The following is a 22,896-nucleotide window of genomic DNA, read 5'->3' as shown; positions in this document are numbered from 1 at the left end:
GGTTTGCGGGGCGCCGCCGGGTAGCGCGTTCTCGACGCGAACGTGAATATCGTGAAAGGTCACCCCGCACCGGTCGAAGTCCTCATAGGATTGCTCCACTTATTGTCAGCGGGACAATTCTTCGGGGGAGGAATGCCGTGGGGCATTCGACGTATATCGGTCGTATCGGCGCGCTCGCGTTTGCTCTGGGGGTGGGCGTCGGCCTCGGCGCCACCCCGGCCATCGCGTTAGCGGACGAGGACAGCAGCGCGGTCAGCTCGTCCACCGCCGACAGCGCGACACCCGATCCCGGGCCGACGACGGAGGACACCACCGCACCTAACGACACCAACACCGACGACGCCGATGACGCCGGCGACGTCGATGAGGTCACCGACGACATCGCTGACGCCGCCGAACCTGAGTTGCCCAGGGACGACGACTCCGACGCGCCCGTGCGCGAGCGCGCGGACCGGGCTACGACAACGGACCCCCACACTGATGCCGCGCCGGAGCCCGCCACCCCCGACGAGCCGGTGACTACGGACTCCGAGGCGGTCGACGATGCCGCCGCGCCGGCCGTCGATTCGACACCGCCCGCCGAACCGGTGACCGATCCAGACCCCGTGAGCGTCCCGGAGACCGCGGAGGCCCCCTCGCCCGCCCCTGAACCGCAGGACGCGCCGGCCGCGAAATCGGTCACGCTGTCGAGCATCCTGTCGTCGCTGCTGGCACCGAAGCGTGTCCCCGACAGCCCCGCCGCATCGCCGCTGTGGCTGATGGTGGCCTCGGCGCTGCGTCGCCAGCTCGACTCACCCACATCGTCGCTGGCCGCCGGTCTCGACTCGGCACTCCTCACCCCCGAACAATCCGAGGCCGTCCGCCGGTTGGGCGACATCCTGATCCCGGGCGCCCCCACCGATCTGGTCGCGACCGACACCCGCGCCTACATCGCGCATGCGGGCAGCCAGTCGCTGACGATCGTCGACACCGTCAGCGGCAAGGTGCTCCAGACCCTCACGCTGCGCTACACACCGACGATGCTCGCGATCGGCCCCAGCGGCACCCGCCTCTATATCTCCAACGCCCTGGCCGGCACGGTGTCGGTGCTCAGCACCGCGACCAATTCGGTCGTCAAGACCATCCGGGTCGGAGACACCCCCACCGGAATAGCGGTGAGCCCCGGCGGATCCCGTCTGTATGTCGTCAACAGCGACGACGGCACCGTCTCGAAGATCAGCACGCTGACCAACAAGGTCGTCGGAACCGTCTACGGCGTCGGCAAGGGGGTCTCGTCGATCGCGATCAGCCCGGACGGCTCGACGATCTACACCCTCAGCAGCACCACCGGAGAGATCTCCCATTTCTCGACGGCGTCGCTGTTCGGCAAGAAGATCCCCGGCGTTGCGGCAGGATCGACGGGAATCACGTTCAGCGCCGACGGTTCCCGCGTTTTCGTGGCCGACGTGGCCGGCAGCGTGCGGATCATCGACGCGAAGTCCCACGAGGTGATCGACAGCATCACGGTCGCAACCGGTACTCCGTTCGAACTCGCGGTCAGCCACGACGGCACGACGCTGTTTGTGGTACGCAGCGACGACGGCAAACTCTCGGTGTACGACGTCGCGAGCAAGACCGAGCTCACCTCGGTGATCGTCAATCCGTATCAGGTCGACGGTCCGCCGATGGTCGCCGTCAGCCCCGACGGCACCCAGCTCTATTGGACGGAGTTCGGCGGTAACCGGTTGCATGTCGTCGCGCTGGTCGCGCCGAATGCAAACCCGGTGGCGCAGACACCGGTCGTCAACTCCCCCAACGCTTCCGGCGACGTTTCGGGATCCGTCACCGTCACCGACCCGGAGGGCAGGCCCCTGACCTACACCGTCACCGGCCCGGGCAAGGGCAGCGTGACCGTCACCCGCGGAGACGACGGCGCATTCGCCTTCACTTACACCCCCACCGACGCGGCCCGTCACGCGGCTGCCGAAGTGGGCGCCGCCCCCGGTGCCGGCTTCGACACGTTCACCATCACGTTCAGCGACGGCCAACGCGGCGTGGTGGAGGTGCCGATCACGGTGACGATCGCGCCCGCCAACACTGCGCCCACCGCGATCGCCAGGTCGAGCGTGTCCTGGTTCAGCGCGAAGGTGTACGGCACCGTCACCGCCAGGGATGCCGACCGGGATCCGCTGAGTTATTCGGCTTCTCCGACCGCCAAGGGTGGAACCGTGACGATCGGCGCGGACGGGAAGTTCACCTACACCCCGACCGCTGCGGCGCGGCATGCCGCCGCCAACGCCGGGGCGACGCAAGCCGACAAACAGGACACCTTCACCGTGCTCGTCGCCGACGGGCACGGCGGGATCACGTCGCTGACGGTGACGGTGAAGGTCAAGCCGGGCAACGCCGCACCGAACGCGACCGTGCGGACGAGCTCGTCGTGGTTCAGCGCGAAGGTGTACGGCACCATCACCGCCAGGGACACCGACCGGGACGGGCTGACCTACTCGGCGTCGGCGACCGCGAAGAACGGCGTCGTCACCATGAACACCCGCGGGCGGTTCACCTACACCCCCACCGACGCTGCCCGGCACGCAGCCGCGGCCGCCGGCGCGACCGACGCGGACAAGCAGGACACGTTCGACGTCATCGTCGACGACGGACACGGCGGCGTCACGCGGGTGGCCGTCACGGTGGACATCAAACCGCTCAACTGGGCACCGAGCCGCGCGTCGGCGGGAGGAGTGTTCACCAACCCGAACACCGGCATGACCACCGGCAAGATCACCGCGACCGACCAGGACGGCGACGCGTTGACCTACCGGGTGGCGCCGAACACCGGCAAGGGTTCGGTCACTGTCAGCGCCGACGGCACCTTCGCCTACGTCCCGACCGACGAAGCCCGCGCCGCGGCCGCCAAGCGGTTCGCTCCGTCCTGGGACAAGACCGACCGGTTCCGGGTGACAGTCGACGACGGGCACGGCGGCACCACGATGTTGACCGTCCGGGTGGCCATCGCACCGGCCGGATACGTCAACCAGGCCCCAACGAACGGGAATTACAGCCTGAGCCAACAGGATTCAGCCAGCGGCAAGGTGACCGGCACGGTGATCGCGACCGATCCCGAACGCGACACCGTGATCTTTGTCAGCGCCGGCGACGCCGGCAAGGGCAGCGTGGTGGTCGAGGGGGCCGGACAGTTCGTCTACACGCCCGGCGACGATGCGCGCTATCGGGCCGCCGCCGCCGACGCAACACCGGCCGACAAGCAGGACACCTTCACGGTGGTGGCCCTCGACGCCTACGGGGCGGCGACCGCGATCTCGGTGACCGTGCCGATCGTGCCGTTCGCCACCGCGGAGGTCATCCGGCGTCTCGCGCCCACGCTGGCATTATGAACACCCCGTCGGCTTCAGCCGTCGGGCCTTCGGCATCCATCAGGTAGCCCTTGGCGTAGGTCTTGGCGCCCTCAGAGCGCTCGACGAAGGCCTCTGCACGCAGCGGGCCCAACGGCGTGCCGCGCAGATAACGCACGCTGATGGTCCCGGTGAACCGCGCCTTGGTCATCCCGTCGCTGGCCACCTCACCGAGCAGCTGATCGAGCACCAGAGCGCAGATGCCGCCGTGAACCCAGCCGGGCGGGCCTTCATAGGCCGGGCCTAGGGTGAATTCGCTCCAGCAGCGACCGTCCGCCCCGTGCTCGACGACGATCGGCGGACTCATCGCATTACGAAGGCCCACAACGGGATTCCCCCACGTGACGGGACGCCCGGTGACGGCGTGGCGCAACGTCACCCGATCCTCGCGCAGCTGCCGCCCCAGCAACCCGGCGGCGGCCTCCAGATGAGTCAACGCCTGCCGCGCCGTGTCGTCGTCGACGTCGGTGTGGATGCCGAGGTCGATCAGCGTGCGCAGCGCATCTGTCAGCGGTTTGTAGCGGACCCGCTGCCGGTCATGCTCCTCGGCGTCGATCACATCGAAGTCGAACATCTAACCTCCCCAGCCCAAGTGCAACACTCAGCCTCCGAAAACTTTCCGCACCACCGCTTTCGCCCGCCGCGTGACCCGCAGATAGTTATCGAGGAACTCGTTGCCGCCGTCGCCGCCGGGCCAGCCCGCAGCCACCGCGACCGCGTTGAGCAGCTTGCCCGGACCGGGCAGCTGATCGGTGGGTTTGCCGCGCACCAGCACCAGGGCGTTGCGGGCCCGCGTCGCGGTCAACCATGCGTCACGCAGCAACTCGATGTCGCCCTCGGCGATCAACTCGGCAGCGCCGATCGCATTGAGGGTCTCCAGCGTCGACGTCGTGTGCAGCGCCGGGATCCTGTGCGCGAAGCGCAGTTGCAGCAGTTGCACCGTCCACTCGATGTCGGCGAGCCCGCCGCGGCCGAGCTTGGTGTTGGTGTTGGGGTCGGCGCCGCGGGGCAGCCGTTCGGCGTCCACGCGCGCCTTGATACGCCGGATCTCCTGAACCGTCTCCGGGGACACCCCGCCCTCCGGGTAGCGGGTCTTGTCCACCATCAGCAGGAACCGCTCCCCCAGCTCCAGATCACCGGCGACCCGGTGTGCACGCAGCAGCGCCTGGATCTCCCACGGCTGCGCCCACTGCTCGTAGTACGCCTGGTACGACGCCAACGTCCGCACCAGTGGCCCGTTGCGGCCTTCAGGCCGCAGGTTGGCGTCGACCTCCAGCGGCGGGTCAGCGCTCGGTGTGCCGAGCCGGGCACGCACCTGCTCGGCCACGGTGACCGACCACTTCACCGCGGTCGACTCCTCGAAGCCGTCGTTCGGGTCACACACGAACAACACGTCGGCGTCGGATCCGTAACCGAGCTCGCCGCCGCCGAGCCGGCCCATCCCGATCACGGCGATGCGTGCCGGTGCCTTGCCCTGCGGCGCGTTGGCGCGGATCACGGCGTCGAGGGCGGCCTGCAACACCGCCACCCAGACCTGGGTCAGCTGCTTGCACACGTCCGTCACATCCAGCATTCCGAGCAGGTCCGCCGACGCGATGCGGGCCAGCTCCCGGCGGCGCAGTGAACGTGCGGCCGCGATCGCTCGCGCCGGATCGTCGTGCCGTGCCGCCGAGGCCACCAGCGACTTGGCCACCCCTTCGGTGTCGACGTCGCACAGCTTGGGCCCGTTCGGTCCGTCGGCGTAGAGCTGGATCACCTCCGGCGCGCGCATCAACAGCTCCGGCACGTAGGCCGAGGTGCCCAGCACGTGCATCAGCCGCTTGGCGACTGCCCCCTCGTCGCGCAGCGTCGCCAGATACCACCGCTGCTCGGCGAGCTCGTCGCTGATCCTGCGATAGGCCAGCAGCCCGGCGTCGGGATCCGGGGTGTCCGACAGCCAGTCGAGCAGCGTCGGCAAAAGCACCTGCTGCACCCGGCCGCGGCGCCCCGAGCTGCCGGTCAGCGCCGCCAAGTGCGTGAGCGCGCTCTGCGGTCCCTCATAACCCAGCGCGGCCAGCTGACGCTCGGCGGCATCCGTGCTCATCCCGTCCGAAAGACCAAGCGACGCTTGGCCGACCGACTCCAGCAGCGGCTGATAGAACAGCTTGGCGTGCAATCGCGACACCCGGTGGTTCTGCCGCTTGAGTTCCTCGCGCAGCACCCCGAGCGAGTCGTGCCGACCGTCAGGCCGCATGTGCGCCGCGCGCGCCAGCCACCGCATCGACTCCTCGTCGTCGGCTTCGGGCAGCATGTGGGTGCGCTTGAGCCGCTGCAACTGCAGACGGTGTTCGAGCAGCCGCAGAAACTCGTAGGAGGCCGTCATGTTCGCGGCGTCGTCCCGGCCGATGTATCCGCCGTCGCCCAGTGCGGCGAGCGCGTTGACCGTGGACGCCACATGCAGCGACTCGTCGTTGCGGCCGTGCACGAGTTGCAGCAGCTGCACCGCGAACTCGACGTCGCGCAGGCCGCCGCTGCCGAGTTTGATCTCCCGGGTCCGCACCCCGGCGGGCACGAGTTCCTCGACGCGTCTGCGCATCGCCTGCACTTCGGGAACGAAGTCCTCACGCTCAGATGCCGTCCACACCATAGGCATCAGCGCCTCGACATACTGCCGGCCCAGATCCATGTCACCGGCGGCCGGCCGCGCCTTCAGAAGTGCCTGGAACTCCCAGGTCTTGGCCCAGCGCTCGTAGTAGGCGATGTGCGATTCCAGGGTGCGGACCAGCTGACCCTGCTTGCCCTCCGGCCGGAGCGCGGCGTCCACCTCGAAGAACGCCTCGGACGCCAACCGCATCATCTCGCCGGCGAGCCTGGTGGCCAGCGCCATGCTGCTGTGCGAGCCGTCGTCGGTCACGAAGATGACGTCGACGTCGCTGACGTAATTCAGTTCCCGCGCACCGCATTTGCCCATCGCGATGACGGTCAGAGTGGGCGCCGGTTTGTCGCCGCACACCGAGGCCGTCACCACCCGCAGCGCGGCGGCCAGCGCGGCGTCGGCGAGATCGGAGAGGTGTTCGCCGACCACGGTGAACGGCAGCACCGGTTCGTTCTCCACCGTGGACGCGACGTCGAGCGCGGCCAGGACCAGCAATCGGTCCCGGTACAGCGTGCGCAGCAGCGGCACGGCCGCGGTCGGACCGTCGGACTGATCGGCCCGCTCGGCGAACATGTCGCGCAGTTCCTGTGCGGCCGGAAGCGTGACGTTGCCGGACAGCAGACGCCACGAGTCGGGGTTGGCGACCAGATGGTCACCGAGGGCCAGCGACGAGCCCAGGACCGCGAACAACCGGCCGCGCAGACTGCGGTCCTGCAGAAGGGCGGCGTCGAGTTCAGCCCACCCGGACCCGAGCGCCTCGGACAGCCGGACGATCGCCTTCAGCGCGGTGTCGGCGTCGGGAGCCCGCGACAACGACCACAGGAGTTCGACGTGGGCATCGGTGTTCCAGCCGAGGCTGTCCAGATCCGCCTGCGCCTTCGGCTCGACGAGCCCGAGCCGTCCGACACCGGGCAGCCTGGGACGCTGCGTCGCAGGTTTGGCCACGCCCATCAAGGTAGCGCGCGGCCGCCTGCGTCAGAGCGACAGGTAGTTCTTCAGTTCGAACGGCGTGACGTGGCTGCGGTAGTTCTCCCATTCGGCGCGCTTGTTGCGCAGGAAGAAGTCGAAGACGTGCTCGCCGAGCGCCTCGGCGACCAGCTCGGAGTTCTCCATCTCCGACAGGGCCACGCCGAGGCTGCCGGGCAGTTCCTTGTAGCCCATGGCGCGGCGTTCCTCAGGGGTGAGACTCCACACGTTGTCCTCGGCTTCGGGGCCCAGCACGTAGTTCTTCTCGATGCCGCGCAGACCGGCGGCGAGCAGCACCGCGAAGGTCAGGTACGGGTTGCACGCCGAGTCGGGACTGCGCACCTCGACCCGCCGCGACGACACCTTGTGCGGCGTGTACATCGGGACGCGCACCAGCGCCGAACGGTTGGCTGCGCCCCACGACGCCGCGGTCGGGGCCTCGCCGCCGTGCACCAGACGCTTGTAGGAGTTCACCCACTGGTTGGTCACGGCGCTGATCTCGTTGGCGTGCTCGAGAATGCCTGCGATGAACGACTTTCCGACGCTGGACAGCTGAAGCGGGTCGTCGGGGCTGTGGAACGCGTTGGTCTCGCCTTCGAAGAGGCTCATGTGGGTGTGCATCGCCGAGCCGGGGTGTTCGGCGAACGGTTTGGGCATGAACGACGCGCGCACACCGTCGCCGAGCGCGACCTCCTTGACCAGGTAGCGGAACGTCATCACGTTGTCGGCCATGGAGAGGGCGTCGGCGTAGCGCAGGTCGATCTCCTGCTGACCGGGCGCACCCTCGTGATGGCTGAACTCGACGGAGATACCCATCTGCTCCAGCGCGTCGATGGCGTGGCGGCGGAAGTTCGGCGCCGAATCATGCACGGCCTGGTCGAAGTAGCCGCCGTTGTCCGCCGGGACGGGCGGGGTGCCGTCGTCGGGTCCGGGCTTGAGCAGGAAGAACTCGATCTCGGGGTGCACGTAGCAGGAGAACCCGAGATCACTCGCCTTGGACAGCTGCCGGCGCAGCACGTGGCGCGAGTCCGCCCACGACGGCGACCCGTCGGGCATCGTGATGTCGCAGAACATCCGCGCCGAGTGGTGCTTGCCCGAGCTGTCGGCCCACGGCAGCACCTGGAACGTCGACGGGTCGGGGCGGGCGACCATGTCGGCTTCGGAGACCCGGGCGAAGCCCTCGATCGAGGAGCCGTCGAAACCGATGCCCTCTTCGAAGGCGCCTTCCAATTCGGCAGGCGCGATCGCGACCGACTTGAGGTATCCGAGCACATCGGTGAACCACAGCCGGACGAAGCGGATGTCACGCTCCTCCAGCGTGCGCAGCACGAATTCCTTCTGCCGATCCATGCCCGAAGCCTAGGTTCCGCCTGTTAATTCTGTGTTACGGGGCCGCTAGCAGCGCAAACCGTCGGGCGGCGGTGTCGAGTTCACCAAGAACTCGACGGTGGCCGTGTCGACGCACGCGTCGCCGTTGAAGACCACGGTGTGCTGGGTGCCCTCGAAACTGATCAGCCGGGCGTCCAGCTGCCGCGCCAGGTTCACCCCGGACTCGTACGGCGTGGCCGGGTCACCGGTCGTCGACACCACCACCACCTTGCCCGGCCCGGGCGACGTGGCGACCCCGACCACCGGGGTCGGCGGCACCGGCCACATCGCGCACACGTCGCGCGGGGCGTACCCGGTGAACGGTCCGTGTGACAGGAAGGGCGCGATCTCACGGGAGCGCCTGTCGGCCTCCACCCAGGTCGCCGGGTCCGCCGGATAGACCGCGTCGACGCAGCGGATCGCGTTGAATGCGTCCTGCCGGTTCTTGTAGTGCCCGTTACGGTCCCGCTGCTGATAGTCGTCGGCGAGCAGCAACAGGTCACCCGGGTCGGTGCCGCGCTGCAGCCCGAGCAGCCCGCTGGTCAGATACGGCCAGTAGCGCTGTGAGTACAGCCCGCTGACAGTTCCGGTGATGGCGTCCTGGTAGCTCAGGCCGCGCGGATCGTCCGTCGCCGCAGGGCGGTTCACCAGCGGATCGACGAGCTGCTGGAAACGTGCGACGAATTGTGCCGGGTCGGTGCCCAGCGGGCAGCCCGCCGATTCCGCGCAGTCGGCCGCGTACTCCTGGAAGGCCTTCTGAAAACCGGCCTGCTGGTTCAGGCTCTCGGTGATCGGGTCGAGACTGACATCAACGGCGCCGTCGAGCACCATCGCGCGCACCCGGTCGGGGTACCGCGTGGCGTACACCGCACCCAACTGGGTGCCGTAGGAGAAGCCGAGATAGTTGATGCGGTCCTCGCCGAGCGCCGCGCGCACCACATCCATGTCGCGTGCCGCGGTCGCGGTGCCGACGCTGGCGAGGAAGTCGGCGCCCATCCGGTCCAGGCACCGCGCGGCGAACGTGCGCATCACCTCTTCGATGTGGGCGACCCCGGCCGGGCTGTAGTCGGCCAACGGTTCGGCACGGAACGCGTCGAACTCGGCGTCGGTGCGGCAGCGCAGTGCCGGGGTGGAGTGACCGACGCCGCGCGGGTCGATGCCGACGAGGTCGAAGTGGCTCCCGATCTCGGTGCCGGCCAGCGCCGCGCCCATCGAAGCGACGGTGTCGACCGCCGAGGCGCCGGGCCCGCCGGGGTTGACGACGAGCACTCCCATACGGGAACCGGACGCCGGCACCCTGATGACTGCCAAATCGGCTCGGGCACCGTCAGGTTCGGCGTAGTCGACGGGCACCGCGACGGTGCCGCACTGCGCGGCGGGGATCCTGGAGGTATCCGGAACCCACGACGAACACGAACTCCACACCGGCGCAGTGGAGTACGACTGGTCGGCGTCAGCGGGTGTGGCGGCTGCCGACGGGCACGACGCCGCCGATGTCACGGCCAGCGCTGCGATCAACCGGGCGGCACGCAACATGGCAGACATCGTTGCACGCGAGCCGGGCGAGGTCTCCCCCCGGGACGCAACGGTGACCGGGCCGTTATCAGCCGCTCACCAGGATCGTCAGCAGCGAGTGTCCGGCGCGGGCACGGTGACGTCGACGAGGTACCGGGTGGTGATCTCGTCGATGCACGAGTCTCCTTGCAGCGCAACGGTGTGCTGGGTGCCCTCGAAGGTCACCAAGGTGCCGTCGAGCTGACGCGCCAGGTCGATACCCGCCTGGTACGGGGTGGCCGGGTCGTTGGTCGTCGAGATGACCAGGATCGGCGGCAGCCCGTCGACGTTGATCTCGTGGGGGGTGCTCGTCGGCGGTATCGGCCAGAATCCGCACGTGGTCATCGGCGCCAGGCCGGTGAACTCGCCATAGGCCATGAACGGCGCGGCCTCGCGAACCCGCCGGTCTTGCTCCACCAGCGTGGCACGGTCGGTGACCGCCGGCTTGTCGACGCAGTTGACCGCGATACGGGAGTCGGTGCCGTTGTTGTAGTGCCCCTGCGCGTCCCGCCCCATGTACAGATCGGCCAGCGCCAGCATGGTGTCGCCGCGGCCCTTCTTGATCTCGGACAGGGCCTGCGTCAGGTGCCGCCACAGTCCCGGCGAGTACAGCGGCAGGATGGTGCCGACGATCGCATCGTTGTAGCTCAGACCCCGCGGGTCGGTGGTGTCGGCCGGCTCATCGACCAGCGGCCACACCATCGACCGGTACACGTCGACGGCCTTGTCCGGGTCGGTGCCCAACGGGCAGTCGGGATCGACGGCGCAGTCGGTGGCGTAGTCGTCGAACGCCTGCTGGAACGCCGCGGCCTGCCGGACGTCGGCCTCGACGGGATCGGCGTTCGGGTCGATGGCGCCGTCGAGCACCATGGCGCGCACCTTCTGCGGATAGGCCTCGGCGTAGCCGGCGCCGATACGGGTTCCGTACGAGTACCCCAGGAACGTCAGCTTCTCGTCGCCGAGGGCGGCGCGCAGCGCCTCGAGATCCTTGACCACGCTCTCGGTTCCGACGTTGCCGAGGAAGTCCAGGCCCATCTTGTCGACGCAGCGCTGGACGAACTCCTTGGTGAGCTTCTCCAGATGCGCGACACCCTCCGGGGTGTATTCCACGACGTTGTCGGCCCGCAGTCGGTCATGGTCGGCGTCGCTGTTGCACCACACGGCCGGCGTGGATTCCGCAACGCCGCGCGGATCGAAGCCCACCAGATCGAAGCGCTGACGTACCTCTTCGGGCAGCGTCGCGGCCATCACGGCTGCCGATTCCTTGCCCGATTTGCCCGGCCCACCCGGATTGACGATCAGCGAGCCGATCTTGTCTCCGCCGGCCTTGATCCGCAGCAACGCGATCTGCGCAACGTCACCGTCGGGGTCGTCGGGGTTGTCCCAGTCGACGGGCACCGACAGCATGCCGCACTCGGCGCCGGGCGGGATGCGCACCTGGTCAGACGGTCCGGCTTCACACGGGCCCCACTCGATCGGGGTGCCGGGCGGGGGCACGGCGACCAGCGCCCGCCCCGACACCACCTGGCTGCAACCGGCGACCAGCAGCACGGCCAGCGTCAGCAGGAGACCGGGTCGCGCGGCACCGGACGTGAGCTTCATGGCACCACATGCTGCCATGAACCGGCATCCATGCTGGCACGGCGCGTGTGCGGGCAGCGCTACCGCGTGGCGTCCAGAAGTTCACCGAGCGCCACGTCGAACGCATCGGCCATGTCCCACAGGTCGGGCAGCAACTCGGGGCACGACACGATTCCGACGTCGAGATTGCCCGACAGCGACATCACCGTCATGTTCAGGCCCGAACCGTGGAAGATCGGTCCGAGCGGATACATCGCCTTGACCTCGCACCCCAGCATGTACAGCGGACCCTGCGGACCGGGCACGTTGGATACCACCAGGTTGTGCACCGGCCGCGCACCGCTGAGCCTGCTGCTGGCGTACACCCGCATCGCCACCCCGAACACCGCCGGCGCGGCGAACTGTGTCCAGTCCTGCAGAAGAGTCGCCGAGATCGCCGAACTATGTTGTTTGGCAACCGAATTCGCTTCGGCAATGGCCTTCAATCGCTCGACGGGGTCCTCGATGTTGGTCTCGAGCCGGGAGAACATCCCCGATACCTGGTTGCGTCCGGGACGGTCGGACTTCTCGTGCACCGACACCGGAACCATGGCGACCAGCGAACTCTCGGGCAGCTCGCCACGCTCGATCAGGAACGTGCGCAGCACACCGGACACCAGCGCCATCACCACATCGTTGACCTTGACCCCGAAGTGAGTCTTAACCGTCTTGATGTCGTCGAGATCGAGGTGGGCGAACGCGACGTTGCGGCGGCCGGTGACGTTCGCATTGAACGCGGTCTTGGGCGCCACGAACGGCGGTGCCATCGTCAGGCCGCTGCGCGCCCGCTTCACGGTGTCGATCACCGTCGACACCGTGTTCGGCAGGACGTTGACCAGCTTCAACGGTCTGCTCACGAATCGCACCGCGCCACTGACCGCGATCTCCAGATCGGTGCCGCCGCCGGGACCCTCCACCGGATCCGGCGGCGGCGCGTCGGGCTCGGTGGTGCACAGCTTCGACATCAGGTTCGCCCCGGTCACACCGTCGACTGCGCAGTGATGCACCTTGGTCATCACCGCGACACGGCCGCCCGTGTGCGCTGGGGTCCCGTCGCTGGTGCCGGCGACGTTCTCGATCACCCACATCTCCCACAGCGGGCGGGTCCGGTCGAGCGGCAACGACGCGATGTGGCCGCAGATCTCGGCCAGCTCGGCACGGCCACCCGGCGATGGCAACCCGATTCGGTGCAGATGACGGTCGACGTCGAAATCGTTGTCCTCCACCCAGACTGGGTGATCAAGGTTGAACCGGCTGTCGGCGATCTTCTCGCGGAACTCGGGCATGGCCTTGATGCAGAGCTCCAGCCCGTCGCGCAGCCGGTCGAAGGTGTAGCCGCCCGGCATCGTGGACGTGTCGAGCTCCAGGATCGAACAGACATGCAGTGGCTGGGCCGCGGTTTCGAGGTACAGGAAACTGGCGTCGAGTCCGCTGAGCCGTTGCATGCCGCCGATCGTATGCCCGGGCGGGACGGGTGTGAGCAAATCCACTTAACGCGCCGTTCACCTTCTGCTGACGCAGTGGCAGACTGGGCGGGTCAGCGAAACCCGGGGACCCGATTCGGGCCTCGAGGATTCAACACGACTCGCCCATTAAGGGGACAACGATGTCTGAGCAGCCTGTCTACGGCGCTGTCACCGAGACGCCCAAGCGTGTGAAGGTCCGGACGCACCACCTGCACAAGTGGAAGGCCGAAGGCCACAAGTGGGCCATGCTGACCGCATACGACTACTCCACCGCGGCGATCTTCGACGAAGCGCAGATTCCGGTGCTGCTCGTCGGCGATTCCGCGGCCAACGTGGTCTACGGCTACGACACCACCGTTCCGGTGACGCTCGACGAACTGATTCCGCTGGTGCGCGGAGTGGTCCGGGGCGCACCGCACGCGCTGATCGTGGCCGATCTCCCCTTCGGCAGCTACGAGGCCGGGCCGCAGCAGGCGCTGGCCACCGCGACCCGGATGCTCAAGGAAACCGGCGCGCACGCGGTGAAGCTCGAAGGCGGTGAGCGGGTGGCCGACCAGATCGCCGCCGTGAGCGCCGCGGGCATCCCGGTGATGGCACACATCGGCTTCACCCCGCAGAGCGTCAACGGCCTCGGCGGATTCCGGGTGCAGGGGCGTGGCGACGCCGCGGAACAGACCATCCACGACGCGATCGCCGTGCAGGAGGCAGGCGCGTTCGCGGTGGTGATGGAGATGGTCCCGGCCGAGCTGGCCACCCAGATCACCGGGAAACTCACGATTCCGACCGTCGGCATCGGCGCCGGACCCAACTGCGACGCCCAGGTTCTGGTGTGGCAGGACATGGCCGGTATGACCAATGGCAGGACCGCGAAGTTCGTCAAGCGGTTCGGCGCGGTCGGTGACGAGCTGCGCCGTGCCGCCACCGACTACGCCCGTGAGGTCGCCACCGGTACCTTCCCGGCCGAGGAGCACTCCTTCTAGCCGCGGGGTCCGAATTCTGCCTTGCGTTTGGACAGGAACGCGTCGACTCCTTCGCGCCCGTCGGCGGATTCGGCTCGTGCGGCGATCGTCCGCCCCTCCAGCTCCATCTGCTGTTCCAGGTCGTTGCCGAAGGTGTCCAACAGCAGCGCCTTCACCGCGCCGTTGGAGCCGGCCGAGGTCTGCGCCATCTGCTCGGCGAGCTCGTCGGCGCGGACCCGAAGCTGATCGTCGGCGACCACCTCACCCACAAGGCCCCACTGCGAGGCCTCTTGCGCGGACAGCGTGCGGTTGGCCAGCATCAGCTGCTTGGTCTTGGCGGTGCCGATCAGCCGTGGGAGGTGGTAGGACGCACCGCCGTCCGGGCTCAGCCCGACGCGGGTGTAGGCCATCGTGAACGACGCGGACTCCGCGGCAAGCACCAGATCCCCGGCGACAGCCAGGGAGAACCCGGCGCCCGCGGCCGTACCGTTGACAGCCGTGATCACCACCGCGTCCATGCGCGCCAGCGTCGAGATGGCCCGGTGCAGGTCGTCGGCGACCCCCTTGATGTGGTGTCCCCGGCTCGGCGCGGATGCGAAGTCCTTCAGATCACCTCCGGCGCAGAAGAACCGCCCGGCCCCCGTGATGACGACGACCTTGGTGGCGGGGCTGTCGCAGCGTGCCGCCGCCACGGCCAGCTCGCGGGTCATCGTGCCGTTCATGCCGTTTGCGGCATCGGGACGGTTCAGCGTGATGCGCGCGATGACACCGGTCTGCTCGAACGTGATGGTCTGGAATTCGGTCACACACGGACTGTAGCGGCTACAGTTTGCCTTCCAGATACTCGGTCCGGCATGCCCGGCGCGCCAGCTTCCCGCTGGTGGTTCGTGGAATCACGCCTGCGGCAACCAGTTTGATCTCCTTCAACGGCAGCGCATGATTGCGCGACACCGCAGAGCGGATCGCCTCCTGGATGGGACCGGCATCCGCGCGGCCGGCTCCGGGAGCGCGTTCGGCCACGATGACGACCTCTTCGCGGCCTTCGCCGGGAACCGAGAACGCCGCGACGAAGCCGGTCCGCACCGCCGGTGACGCTGCGGCGACGGTCGCCTCGATGTCCTGCGGGTAGTGGTTGCGCCCGTCCACGATCACCAGGTCCTTGACCCGGCCGGTGATGTACAGCTGGCCGTCGAGGTAGACACCGAGGTCCCCGGTGCGCATCCACAGCGCGTCCTCGGCGCAGCCCTCGGCGTGGCTCTCGTAGAGCAGGCGCGACTGGAGCTTGTTCTGGAAGGTCAGCTCCGTCTCTTCCTGCCGGCCCCAGTAGCCGCGGCCGATGTTGTCGCCGTGCAGCCAGATCTCGCCCACCCGGCCGTCGGCCAGCTCGGACTCGGTGGCCGGATCGACGATCACGGCCCATTGGCTGCGGGCCACCCGGCCGCAGGACACCTGGGCCACCGCGTTGGCGTCACCGGAATCGACCCGCACCGCGTTGCCCAGCGAGAGCTGCTCGCGGTCGAGGTACGTCGGCTCGGGGCGGGCCTCGGGTCCGATGGTCGAGACGAACAGCGTCGCCTCGGCCATCCCGTAGGAGGGCTTGACCGCCGTCGCCGGCAGACCGTAAGGCCCGAACGCGGCGTAGAACTTTTCGATCGAGGCCATGTTCACCGGCTCGGAGCCGTTGATCAGCCCGGCGACGTTGTTGAGGTCGAGCGTGTCCCCTGCCGGCGGCAGACCGCGCTGGGCGGCCAGCTCGAACGCGAAGTTGGGCGCCGCCGCGAACGTCGGGGCGTCGGACGCGCCGAGTTCCTTGATCCACCGGTAGGGCCGGCGCACGAAGGACACCGGCGACATCAGCGTGATGTGCCCGCCGCACAGCGCGGGGAACATGATCATCAGCAGTCCCATGTCGTGAAACAGGGGCAGCCAGCTGACGCTGCGGATGTTGTGGTCCAGACCGACGCCGTCGATCATCTGGACGATGTTGGTGCAGGCCGAGCGGTGGGTGATCTCCACACCCGCCGGCGCACGGGTGGAACCCGACGTGTATTGCAGGTAGGCGATGTCGTCGCTGTTCAGCGGCGCGGGCGCGAAGCCGGCGCCGACGGCGTCGGGCACCGCGTCGGTGGCGATGATCCTGGGCCGGCGCTCGCGCGGAAGCTTGCGCACGAAGTCACGGACCGACTCGGCGGCGGACGTCGTGGTGAGCACCACCGTCGGCAGGGCGTCGTTGAGCACCGCGTCCAGCCGGTCGGCGTGGCCGGGAAGTTCCGGCGCGAACAGCGGGACCGCGATGGTGCCGGCCAGGATCGCTGCGAAGAAGCCGACGACGTACTCGACGCCCTGCGGCGCGAGGATGGCCACCCGGTCACCGGGACGAGTCACCTGCTCCAGTCGGGTTCCGACCGCATGCAACCGCGTCCTGAGCTGGTTCCAGCTCAACTCGACGGTGCAGTCACGGTCGAAATCGAGATACCGGTAGGCCGGCGTGTCACCCAGTTCTTCGACGTTACGGTCGAGGAACGAGGTCAGCGTCAAGCCGGCCGGGATCGCAATGTTGCCTTCGCGGTCGAGGTAGTCGTCGAGCCGCACCACTGGACTCATAAGAGCATCCTAAGAGAACGATCATGAAATCGGTGCAACGGCATCTAGGCGCGTCGAACACAGTTTGGACACGGCCGTCGGCACCGCGGTGGCCGTTCACGTCGATGTGGCACTCTATGGTCCCCCCGAACCTCCAAGAGACAGGGTGTCCATGGCCCCGAAATCGCGCGAAACCTCCAGGTACATGGAGACCGAGCGCAAGTTCGACGTGGTCGAGGCAACCGGGTCGCCGTCCTTCGACGGGTTGGCCGCCGTAAGCCGGGCTGAGCGGTCGCCGTCACAATCGCTGGACGCTGTCTACTTCGACACACCCTCGCGCGACCTCGCCCGGCACAGGATCACACTGCGCCGCCGCACGGGCGGGCCCGACGCCGCGTGGCATCTGAAGTTGCCGGCCGACGCGGACAGCCGCACCGAGGTGCACGCGCCGCTGGCCGAGGACGGCTCCGACGAGACCGCCGTACCGGAAAGTCTGCGCGACGTCGTCCTGGCGATCGTGCGGGACCGACCGCTGGAGCCGGTGGCCCGCATCCGCACGGTGAGGAACGTCGAACTCCTGCACGGGCCGGACGGGACGGTGATCGCCGAGTTCTGCGACGATCACGTGACGGCGAGCGCGGTCGGCGGCGAGGAGCAGCGCTGGCGCGAGTGGGAACTCGAACTCCGGGCCGACGCGAGCCCGGAGGTGTTCGACAGGCTGACGAATCGGTTGCGCGACGCCGGGGCGGAGCCTGCCGGGCCCGGCTCCAAGCTGGCGCGGGTGCTGGCCACTGATACACCGGCGACCGAGGTAGCCGTGAAGGATCCGGCGCGGCGTGCAGTGGCGCAGCACGTCGGCGAGCTCATCGCGTGGGATCGGGCCGTCCGGGCCGACGCGTGGGACGCGGTCCATCAGATGCGTGTCACGACCCGCAAGATCCGCAGCCTGCTGCAGTCGGCGCAGGGCTCCTTCGACTTCGCCGGCCGGGAATGGGTGCTCGACGAGTTGCGCGAACTGGCCGGGGTGCTGGGCGTCGCTCGCGACGCGGAGGTGCTCGCCGAACGGTACGAGCGTGCTCTCGACGCCCTGCCCGGGGTGAATGTGCGGGGACCGGTGCGCGAGCGGCTGGTCGAGGGCGCCCAGAAGCGCTATCAGACCGGATGGAAGCGGTCTCTGACGGCGATGCGCTCGCCGCGGTACTTCCGGCTGCTGGATGCGCTGGAGGAGTTGGTCAGCGCCGACGCTCCCCACTCTGGTCCGGGCGGGGTACCCGCTGAGCTGACCATCGGCTCGGCGTACAAGCGGGTGCGCAAGGCCGCCAAAGCCGCCCGGCTGGCAGCGGCCGATACCGAAACCGACCCTGACGAGGCGCTGCATCGAATCCGTAAGCGCGTCAAGCAGCTCCGCTACACCGCCGCGGCCACCGGCCAGGGCAAGGTGGCCGACCGAGCGAAGACGATCCAGACGCTGTTAGGTGACCACCAGGACAGTGTGGTCAGCCGAGCGCACCTGAGCCGGCAGGCCCAGGCGGCGCACACCTCGGGCGAGGACACCTTCACCTACGGGCTGCTGTACCAGCAGGAGGACGACCTGGCCCAGCGCTGCGAGGAGCAGATCGACCGTGCACTTCGGAAACTCGACAAGGCGGTGCGCCGGTCCTGATCCGGCGCGCGCCAGACCGTCGAGGATCTGCATCGGATCGGCGCATGCCGCGTGCCATGGCGTCTACGTCGCCGTCATCCGGGATGGTCATGGTCTCGGTGCTTCATCGCCGGCCGCGGTGCGGCGGGCCAATGCCCGCGACAGCGGCAGCAGGACCAGCAGACTGACGATGGCCACGACCACGACCATGACCACCACGCTGGGATCGGTGAAGCTCTGTCCCCCGACCACCAGTGCGGCGGCGATGTTGCGCTGGGCGGTTCCCAATCCCAGCACCGGCCGCGTTGCGGCGGCCGGCCCGCCCAGCCCCCAGCCGAGGGCGTAGCCGATGGTGATGAACAGCAGGCCGGCCAGGATGGCGCGGGTGCCGAACACCGAGAGCACGTTGCGGAAGTTGACCACCACCAGCAGCACCACCACGGCGACCAGACCGAGGCTGGAGAGCCGGTCGCACCAGGGTTTGACGGCCGCGGCGACGCGGGGAAGTTTGGCGTTGACTGCGAGCGCAACGGCCAGGGGCAGCAGCATCAGCACGATCAGGGAGCGGGCGATCTGGCCGGGGTTGACCGAGACGCCGGGCAGCAGCATCGGTAGCACCAGCGGCAGGTAGCCGACGGTGATGACCATCAGCACCACCATCAAGGCGACCGCGAACGCCAGATCGCCTTTGGCAATTTGGGCGAGCTTGGGCAGAAACGGGGCGCCGGCGGCGACGCCGAGCAGCAGCAGGCCCACTGCGAACGGTTCATCCAGAGCAAGCACCTTGGCCAGGAGCACCGCCGCGGCGGGCATCAACAGGAAGTTGGCCAACAGAGACATCGCCACCAGCCGCGCATTGCGTAGCGGGGCGGTGATCTCGGTGATCCTGAGCCCCAGCCCCATCGCCAGCATGCTCGACACTACGAAGATCAGCGTGGCGATGGGGACGGCGTGCTGCAGTACAGCCATCATCGCGTTGACCTCGGTTCGGCTGGTCCGCTTCGGCGCTGCCCGTGGAGCGGGGGTCTCAATCCGTCGGGCCGCGTTGATGATTGGACGCGGTGGCGAGGATTTGGCTTGCCGCCGCACCCGTACTGTACGTAGTCGGGCCCTGTGTGGCAGCGCTTTCGGGCCGTAAAGCGTTGACATCCGCCGGTGGCAGAGCCCCTATTAGGGTGATTCGTTGAATTCGCAAGCGCACCATTGGATGCGGTCATCGATCGAACATGGTGGGTCGGCACGGTGTGAAGCCGGACGGACCGGTGAATTGCCCATCGTTACCAGATGGTGGAAGTCCGTCGGTGCTACCGTCACGGCTAGTCGGGGTCGAGGTGTCGTGAGGAGCAAGTGATGCCCAACGATGAGGACTGGTCTCGGCCGGCCGCGGTGGCCATCCCCAAGGGCGGCTACTTCGAGGAAGAGCGTGGCCGCTACGGTCCCATCTTTCCGAAAACACCTGCCTGCTATGGGTTCTCGATCATCGCGAAGGTGATACCGGGACGCGAGGACGTCATTCGCGAGCATGGCAAGACGCTGGAAGCAGCGGTAGCGGCCGATCCCACGGTGCTAGAAGTGCTGAAGCTGCACTACCTGCGCTGGCAGGTGTTCCCGATCGGGGATGACCTGTACTTCCAGTATCAGGGCATCTTCGACACCGACTTCGACAAGTACACCGAGGATGCAGTGGAGTTGTTCAGCGCAACAGGTATCGACACCGTGTTCACCAACCTCGAGGGTTTTCCCGAGGACTGGAAAACCAATCCGTCCGCTTTCGTCAAATTTGTCCGCGAGCATCATGTGCCGAGCTTCCTGGAATACGGCGAGTACCCGTATGTCACGGCCGATGAGGTGAAAAAGGCGCTGCGCCTGAAGGCGGCGTTTTCGAATATGCTCGACCAGATGCAATGAGCGACACTCCCCTCGAAGCTGTTCACGCGTACTTGGACGCGTTCAACGCCGGGGATCCCGCGGCGATGTCGGAGGCGTTCGCTTCCGACGGCTCGATCCTCGACGGTATGCCACCGCACCTTTGGCTGGGGCCGACGGCCGCGGCGGACTGGTACCGCGACGTCTTGGCCGAAGGCGACCATGCGGGCGCGTCGGGCTATCACGTCACCATCGGTGAGCCGGTGCACAACGACACGACCGGCGACAGTGCGTATGTGGTGGTTCCGGCCACGATGACGTTCGACGTCAACGGGAGGACGGTGACCCAGACCGGCGCGACGTTCACGGTGGCGCTTCGCCGCGGCGCCGACGGATGGCGGGTCGCGGCATGGGCGTGGGCGAAGGGTCGGCGCGCGCTGTGACCGACGGGTCGCCCTTGGAGCTCGCGGCCGCTACGAGTTCCTTAAACCTCGGCTGGGGGTGGAAACGTGGCGCTCGGAGTTGCTGGATCAGGTGCAGCCGACTGGCTCAACCCGCGCGACACCGCCCACATCATGAACCGGCGGCGCCTATGAAACCGCCGAATACGACGCCGCGCAGTTCCTTCAGGGCATCGCAGGCGGCGAGGAGATCGAGGCGATTCAGCGCCGGATGCAGCGGGAGGGCACCTGTCTACCCGCCTGCGGCCGGCCGTCGTCGGCGGAACCAAAGAGATCGCCCCTCTGGACCGGCAACCTCGATCCAGATCCGGCACGGCGCTGAGCAATGTCAGCACCTTCAACTTGCGCCCGCACCTACCGCACAGGCGACATCGTGCTCGTCGACACTACGATCGGACTAGTCGGCAATCGAACTCGCCGCCGCTGGCACTGCGGCCGATGCCGCCGGATCACTCGTGCCGCCAGTGTGCGCGCCGGCCGCGACACGTACCGCCACCTGTGGCCGGTGGGGCGGATGAGCTGGCCTGTAAGCCGGAACATGTGCGCTGGGCGTTTGCCGTGTCACGCCGCGTTCACCGCGTCACGAACCCGCAGGTCACAAGCGTTCACCGCCTACGCGCGATCACACCGTAGTTGAACCTACTGCGGACGATCTGCGGACGGTGCGCCCGCCTTGGACTGCGATCACCCGTCCACGAAGCGACGTGCGAGATAGGGTGCCGAACCATGCGGGGGATCATCGTTGTGCTCGGAATCGCTGCGTCGTCGGCACTCGTCGGATGCGGTGGCGGTTCGGGATCGGATGCCACGACCTCGACCACCACGGCGGCCAATGATGACATCCCGCGCATATCGCCGGTGCCGATGACGACGCCGCCGACCAACCCTCCCGCGCTGCCCGGCGCACCCGCGGCGCCGAACACGCCGGCACCCGCAGCCGGGCCCGGATGCGACGAAGCGCCGGCGCGGATCGTCGACCTGATCAATGCTGCCTTCACCGACGGTAAGCACCTCGAAAACGCCCAATCGGTGAGCGGCCCGTCCGGCATGGTTATCGTCGGCGGCAACATTGTCGACGCGGCCGGCACGCGCGTGTCGAGCGCCGACTCGTGGGTGATGTCTGGCGGCACGATCTACGGGCTCAGCAGCGACGCGCGACGACACACCCTCGTGCCCGACGGGCGCGACCTCATCCCCAGCGATTGGGCGACGTACAACGACGCCGTCGGTGAGTGCGTGACAACAGCGACCCGCGCAGCGAACAGGTAGTCGATCTCGCCGCGTCATGTATGCGTCTCGTCCGGCTTGTCGTGACGGCGTGCTCGGTCACGATGCCGGTAGCGTTGATTGCCGTGCCCGGAAAGTCCACGGCTCAGCGCCGCTGCATGTTCTGCGGGCGGGCAAAAGGAGACCTCGTCGATCCGTCTGATCCGACGTCGCAGGCAGTCATCATGACGCGTGAGCACATTTTCCGATCGTCTTGGAAAGACAAGATCGTTACTAGTGTTCTACCGAAAAACGAACCCATGGGCGAGCGTGCGTTCACGAAGTACGGGCGCGACTTCGAGGCCAAGCTGAGCCGCCCAGAATCCCTGTTCGAAGTCGTGGCGAAGCCTGTCTGCGACTACTGCAACAACGGATGGATGAACGATCTCGATTCTTCCGTCGAACCATGGCTGCTGGACCCCTACGCGGATGAATCCCAATGTGATCCCACTGTTTTTAGGCGATGGGCAATCAAGGTTGCGGTGCTCCGGTCCCATCACGAGCACGTTTCGGTACCCCAACCGGGAGACTTCTCGGCTTTGTACGAGGGTCGCGATATACCCGATTGGCACATATTCATTGGACGCACCATGTATCCCGAGCACAGCCACACTTTCGGCGGCGTCGGGCCTATACGTTTCGGCAGCGGCCGTGTGATGGGATTGACGCAGGTTTCTTGGTCGCTCGGCAACATTGCGGTCGTTGCCATTCGGGTCGTCGAAGATAGCGAAACGGGCACCGGCTACTTCAAGATGTTCAAACATTCCATCCGTTGGGAAGGAGGGCTAATGGCAGAGGTGTTGCCGACCGCCTCCAGGCTTCCCGCCCTCGCGCTGCTACCAGAGCTCACGCCTATCAAGTGGGACAGCTTGGTTTGGTACTTCAGCCCCAATCCCTTGTCGCCAATTGCGGAGATGATCCGGGAGGCAATACAGGGCTACCAGAATGTGCTGGAACAACACGGTCAGACCATCCGCGACATATAGCGGTTCCGATGCCCCCCAACAAGTTCCAACGGCACTACGACCGGTTAGCTCTGGGTCTCCCCGGGTGTTTCTAGGCCGCGGAACAAAAAATCCGAACTACCGCGTGGGAGTCCGGTACCCGCCCCCGTC

At 67.6% G+C, this 22,896-nt stretch carries 16 protein-coding genes; 7 read left to right on the top strand and 9 right to left on the bottom strand.

Annotated features, from left to right (window positions below; all coding sequences use genetic code 11):
* Positions 1-137: 137 nt before the first annotated feature.
* Positions 138-3,377 carry an Ig-like domain-containing protein gene (locus tag ACTWP6_RS05105; protein WP_443187022.1) on the top strand — a complete coding sequence of 1,080 codons (3,240 nt, stop codon included), beginning with the start codon at positions 138-140 and terminating at the stop codon, positions 3,375-3,377.
* On the opposite strand, the gene ACTWP6_RS05100 is transcribed toward ACTWP6_RS05105, so the two are convergent.
* From ACTWP6_RS05100 to ACTWP6_RS05075, 6 genes are all read right to left on the bottom strand, one after another.
* On the bottom strand, positions 3,343-3,969 hold the full coding sequence (locus ACTWP6_RS05100; protein WP_443187021.1) for a PaaI family thioesterase: 627 nt from the start codon (positions 3,967-3,969) through the stop codon (positions 3,343-3,345). The genes ACTWP6_RS05105 and ACTWP6_RS05100 overlap by 35 nt on opposite strands.
* Positions 3,970-3,996: 27 nt before the next feature.
* Positions 3,997-6,981 (bottom strand): bifunctional [glutamine synthetase] adenylyltransferase/[glutamine synthetase]-adenylyl-L-tyrosine phosphorylase, encoded by a 2,985-nt coding sequence (locus tag ACTWP6_RS05095; RefSeq protein ID WP_443187020.1) that lies wholly within the window; start codon positions 6,979-6,981, stop codon positions 3,997-3,999.
* Between the two features lie 24 nt (positions 6,982-7,005).
* The gene (glnA, locus tag ACTWP6_RS05090) at positions 7,006-8,346 is read right to left on the bottom strand and encodes a type I glutamate--ammonia ligase (RefSeq protein WP_443187019.1); all 1,341 of its coding nucleotides are present in this window, start codon (positions 8,344-8,346) and stop codon (positions 7,006-7,008) included.
* 45 nt (positions 8,347-8,391) lie between these two features.
* Positions 8,392-9,909 carry an alpha/beta hydrolase gene (locus ACTWP6_RS05085; protein ID WP_443187018.1) on the bottom strand — a complete coding sequence of 506 codons (1,518 nt, stop codon included), beginning with the start codon at positions 9,907-9,909 and terminating at the stop codon, positions 8,392-8,394.
* 78 nt (positions 9,910-9,987) lie between these two features.
* Complete coding sequence (locus tag ACTWP6_RS05080; RefSeq protein ID WP_443187017.1) at positions 9,988-11,520, bottom strand: alpha/beta hydrolase; 1,533 nt, start codon at positions 11,518-11,520, stop codon at positions 9,988-9,990.
* Between the two features lie 59 nt (positions 11,521-11,579).
* The gene (locus ACTWP6_RS05075) at positions 11,580-12,983 is read right to left on the bottom strand and encodes a WS/DGAT/MGAT family O-acyltransferase (RefSeq protein ID WP_260753646.1); all 1,404 of its coding nucleotides are present in this window, start codon (positions 12,981-12,983) and stop codon (positions 11,580-11,582) included.
* 161 nt (positions 12,984-13,144) lie between these two features.
* On the opposite strand from ACTWP6_RS05075, the gene panB reads away from it, so the two are divergent.
* Positions 13,145-13,984 (top strand): 3-methyl-2-oxobutanoate hydroxymethyltransferase, encoded by an 840-nt coding sequence (gene panB, locus ACTWP6_RS05070; RefSeq protein WP_260753647.1) that lies wholly within the window; start codon positions 13,145-13,147, stop codon positions 13,982-13,984.
* Here panB and ACTWP6_RS05065 read toward each other — a convergent pair.
* Both ACTWP6_RS05065 and ACTWP6_RS05060 read right to left on the bottom strand, forming a co-directional pair.
* Complete coding sequence (locus tag ACTWP6_RS05065; protein WP_443187016.1) at positions 13,981-14,769, bottom strand: enoyl-CoA hydratase/isomerase family protein; 789 nt, start codon at positions 14,767-14,769, stop codon at positions 13,981-13,983. The two genes, panB and ACTWP6_RS05065, sit on opposite strands and share 4 nt — an antisense overlap.
* A 16-nt stretch (positions 14,770-14,785) precedes the next feature.
* Positions 14,786-16,567: a fatty acyl-AMP ligase gene (locus ACTWP6_RS05060; protein WP_443187015.1), complete on the bottom strand. Its 1,782-nt coding sequence runs from the start codon at positions 16,565-16,567 to the stop codon at positions 14,786-14,788.
* A 151-nt stretch (positions 16,568-16,718) separates the two neighbouring features.
* Between ACTWP6_RS05060 and ACTWP6_RS05055 the strand changes: the two genes are divergently transcribed.
* Positions 16,719-18,209, top strand: coding sequence for a CYTH and CHAD domain-containing protein (locus ACTWP6_RS05055; RefSeq protein WP_443187014.1), 1,491 nt, complete (start codon positions 16,719-16,721; stop codon positions 18,207-18,209).
* An 87-nt stretch (positions 18,210-18,296) separates the two neighbouring features.
* Here ACTWP6_RS05055 and ACTWP6_RS05050 read toward each other — a convergent pair whose 3' ends face one another.
* Positions 18,297-19,160, bottom strand: coding sequence for a bile acid:sodium symporter family protein (locus ACTWP6_RS05050; protein WP_443187013.1), 864 nt, complete (start codon positions 19,158-19,160; stop codon positions 18,297-18,299).
* A 378-nt stretch (positions 19,161-19,538) separates the two neighbouring features.
* On the opposite strand from ACTWP6_RS05050, the gene ACTWP6_RS05045 reads away from it, so the two are divergent.
* The 4 genes from ACTWP6_RS05045 to ACTWP6_RS05030 all read left to right on the top strand — a co-directional run bounded on the left by ACTWP6_RS05045 (position 19,539) and on the right by ACTWP6_RS05030 (position 22,767).
* Positions 19,539-20,096 (top strand): hypothetical protein, encoded by a 558-nt coding sequence (locus ACTWP6_RS05045; RefSeq protein ID WP_443187012.1) that lies wholly within the window; start codon positions 19,539-19,541, stop codon positions 20,094-20,096.
* Complete coding sequence (locus ACTWP6_RS05040) at positions 20,093-20,497, top strand: YybH family protein (protein ID WP_443187011.1); 405 nt, start codon at positions 20,093-20,095, stop codon at positions 20,495-20,497. The genes ACTWP6_RS05045 and ACTWP6_RS05040 overlap by 4 nt, the downstream gene beginning before the upstream one ends.
* 744 nt (positions 20,498-21,241) lie before the next feature.
* The gene (locus ACTWP6_RS05035) at positions 21,242-21,784 is read left to right on the top strand and encodes a hypothetical protein (RefSeq protein ID WP_443187010.1); all 543 of its coding nucleotides are present in this window, start codon (positions 21,242-21,244) and stop codon (positions 21,782-21,784) included.
* A complete protein-coding gene (locus ACTWP6_RS05030; protein ID WP_443187009.1) occupies positions 21,748-22,767 on the top strand; it encodes a hypothetical protein in 1,020 nt (339 codons plus the stop codon). Before ACTWP6_RS05035 ends, ACTWP6_RS05030 begins: the two co-directional genes overlap by 37 nt.
* Positions 22,768-22,896 lie beyond the last annotated feature (129 nt).

The sequence above is a fragment of the Mycobacterium sp. 4D054 genome (genome assembly GCF_052245755.1).
GTDB lineage: Bacteria > Actinomycetota > Actinomycetes > Mycobacteriales > Mycobacteriaceae > Mycobacterium.
The sequence above is the reverse complement of the archived record's forward strand: the minus strand, read 5'-3'. Positions and strand labels throughout refer to the sequence as shown.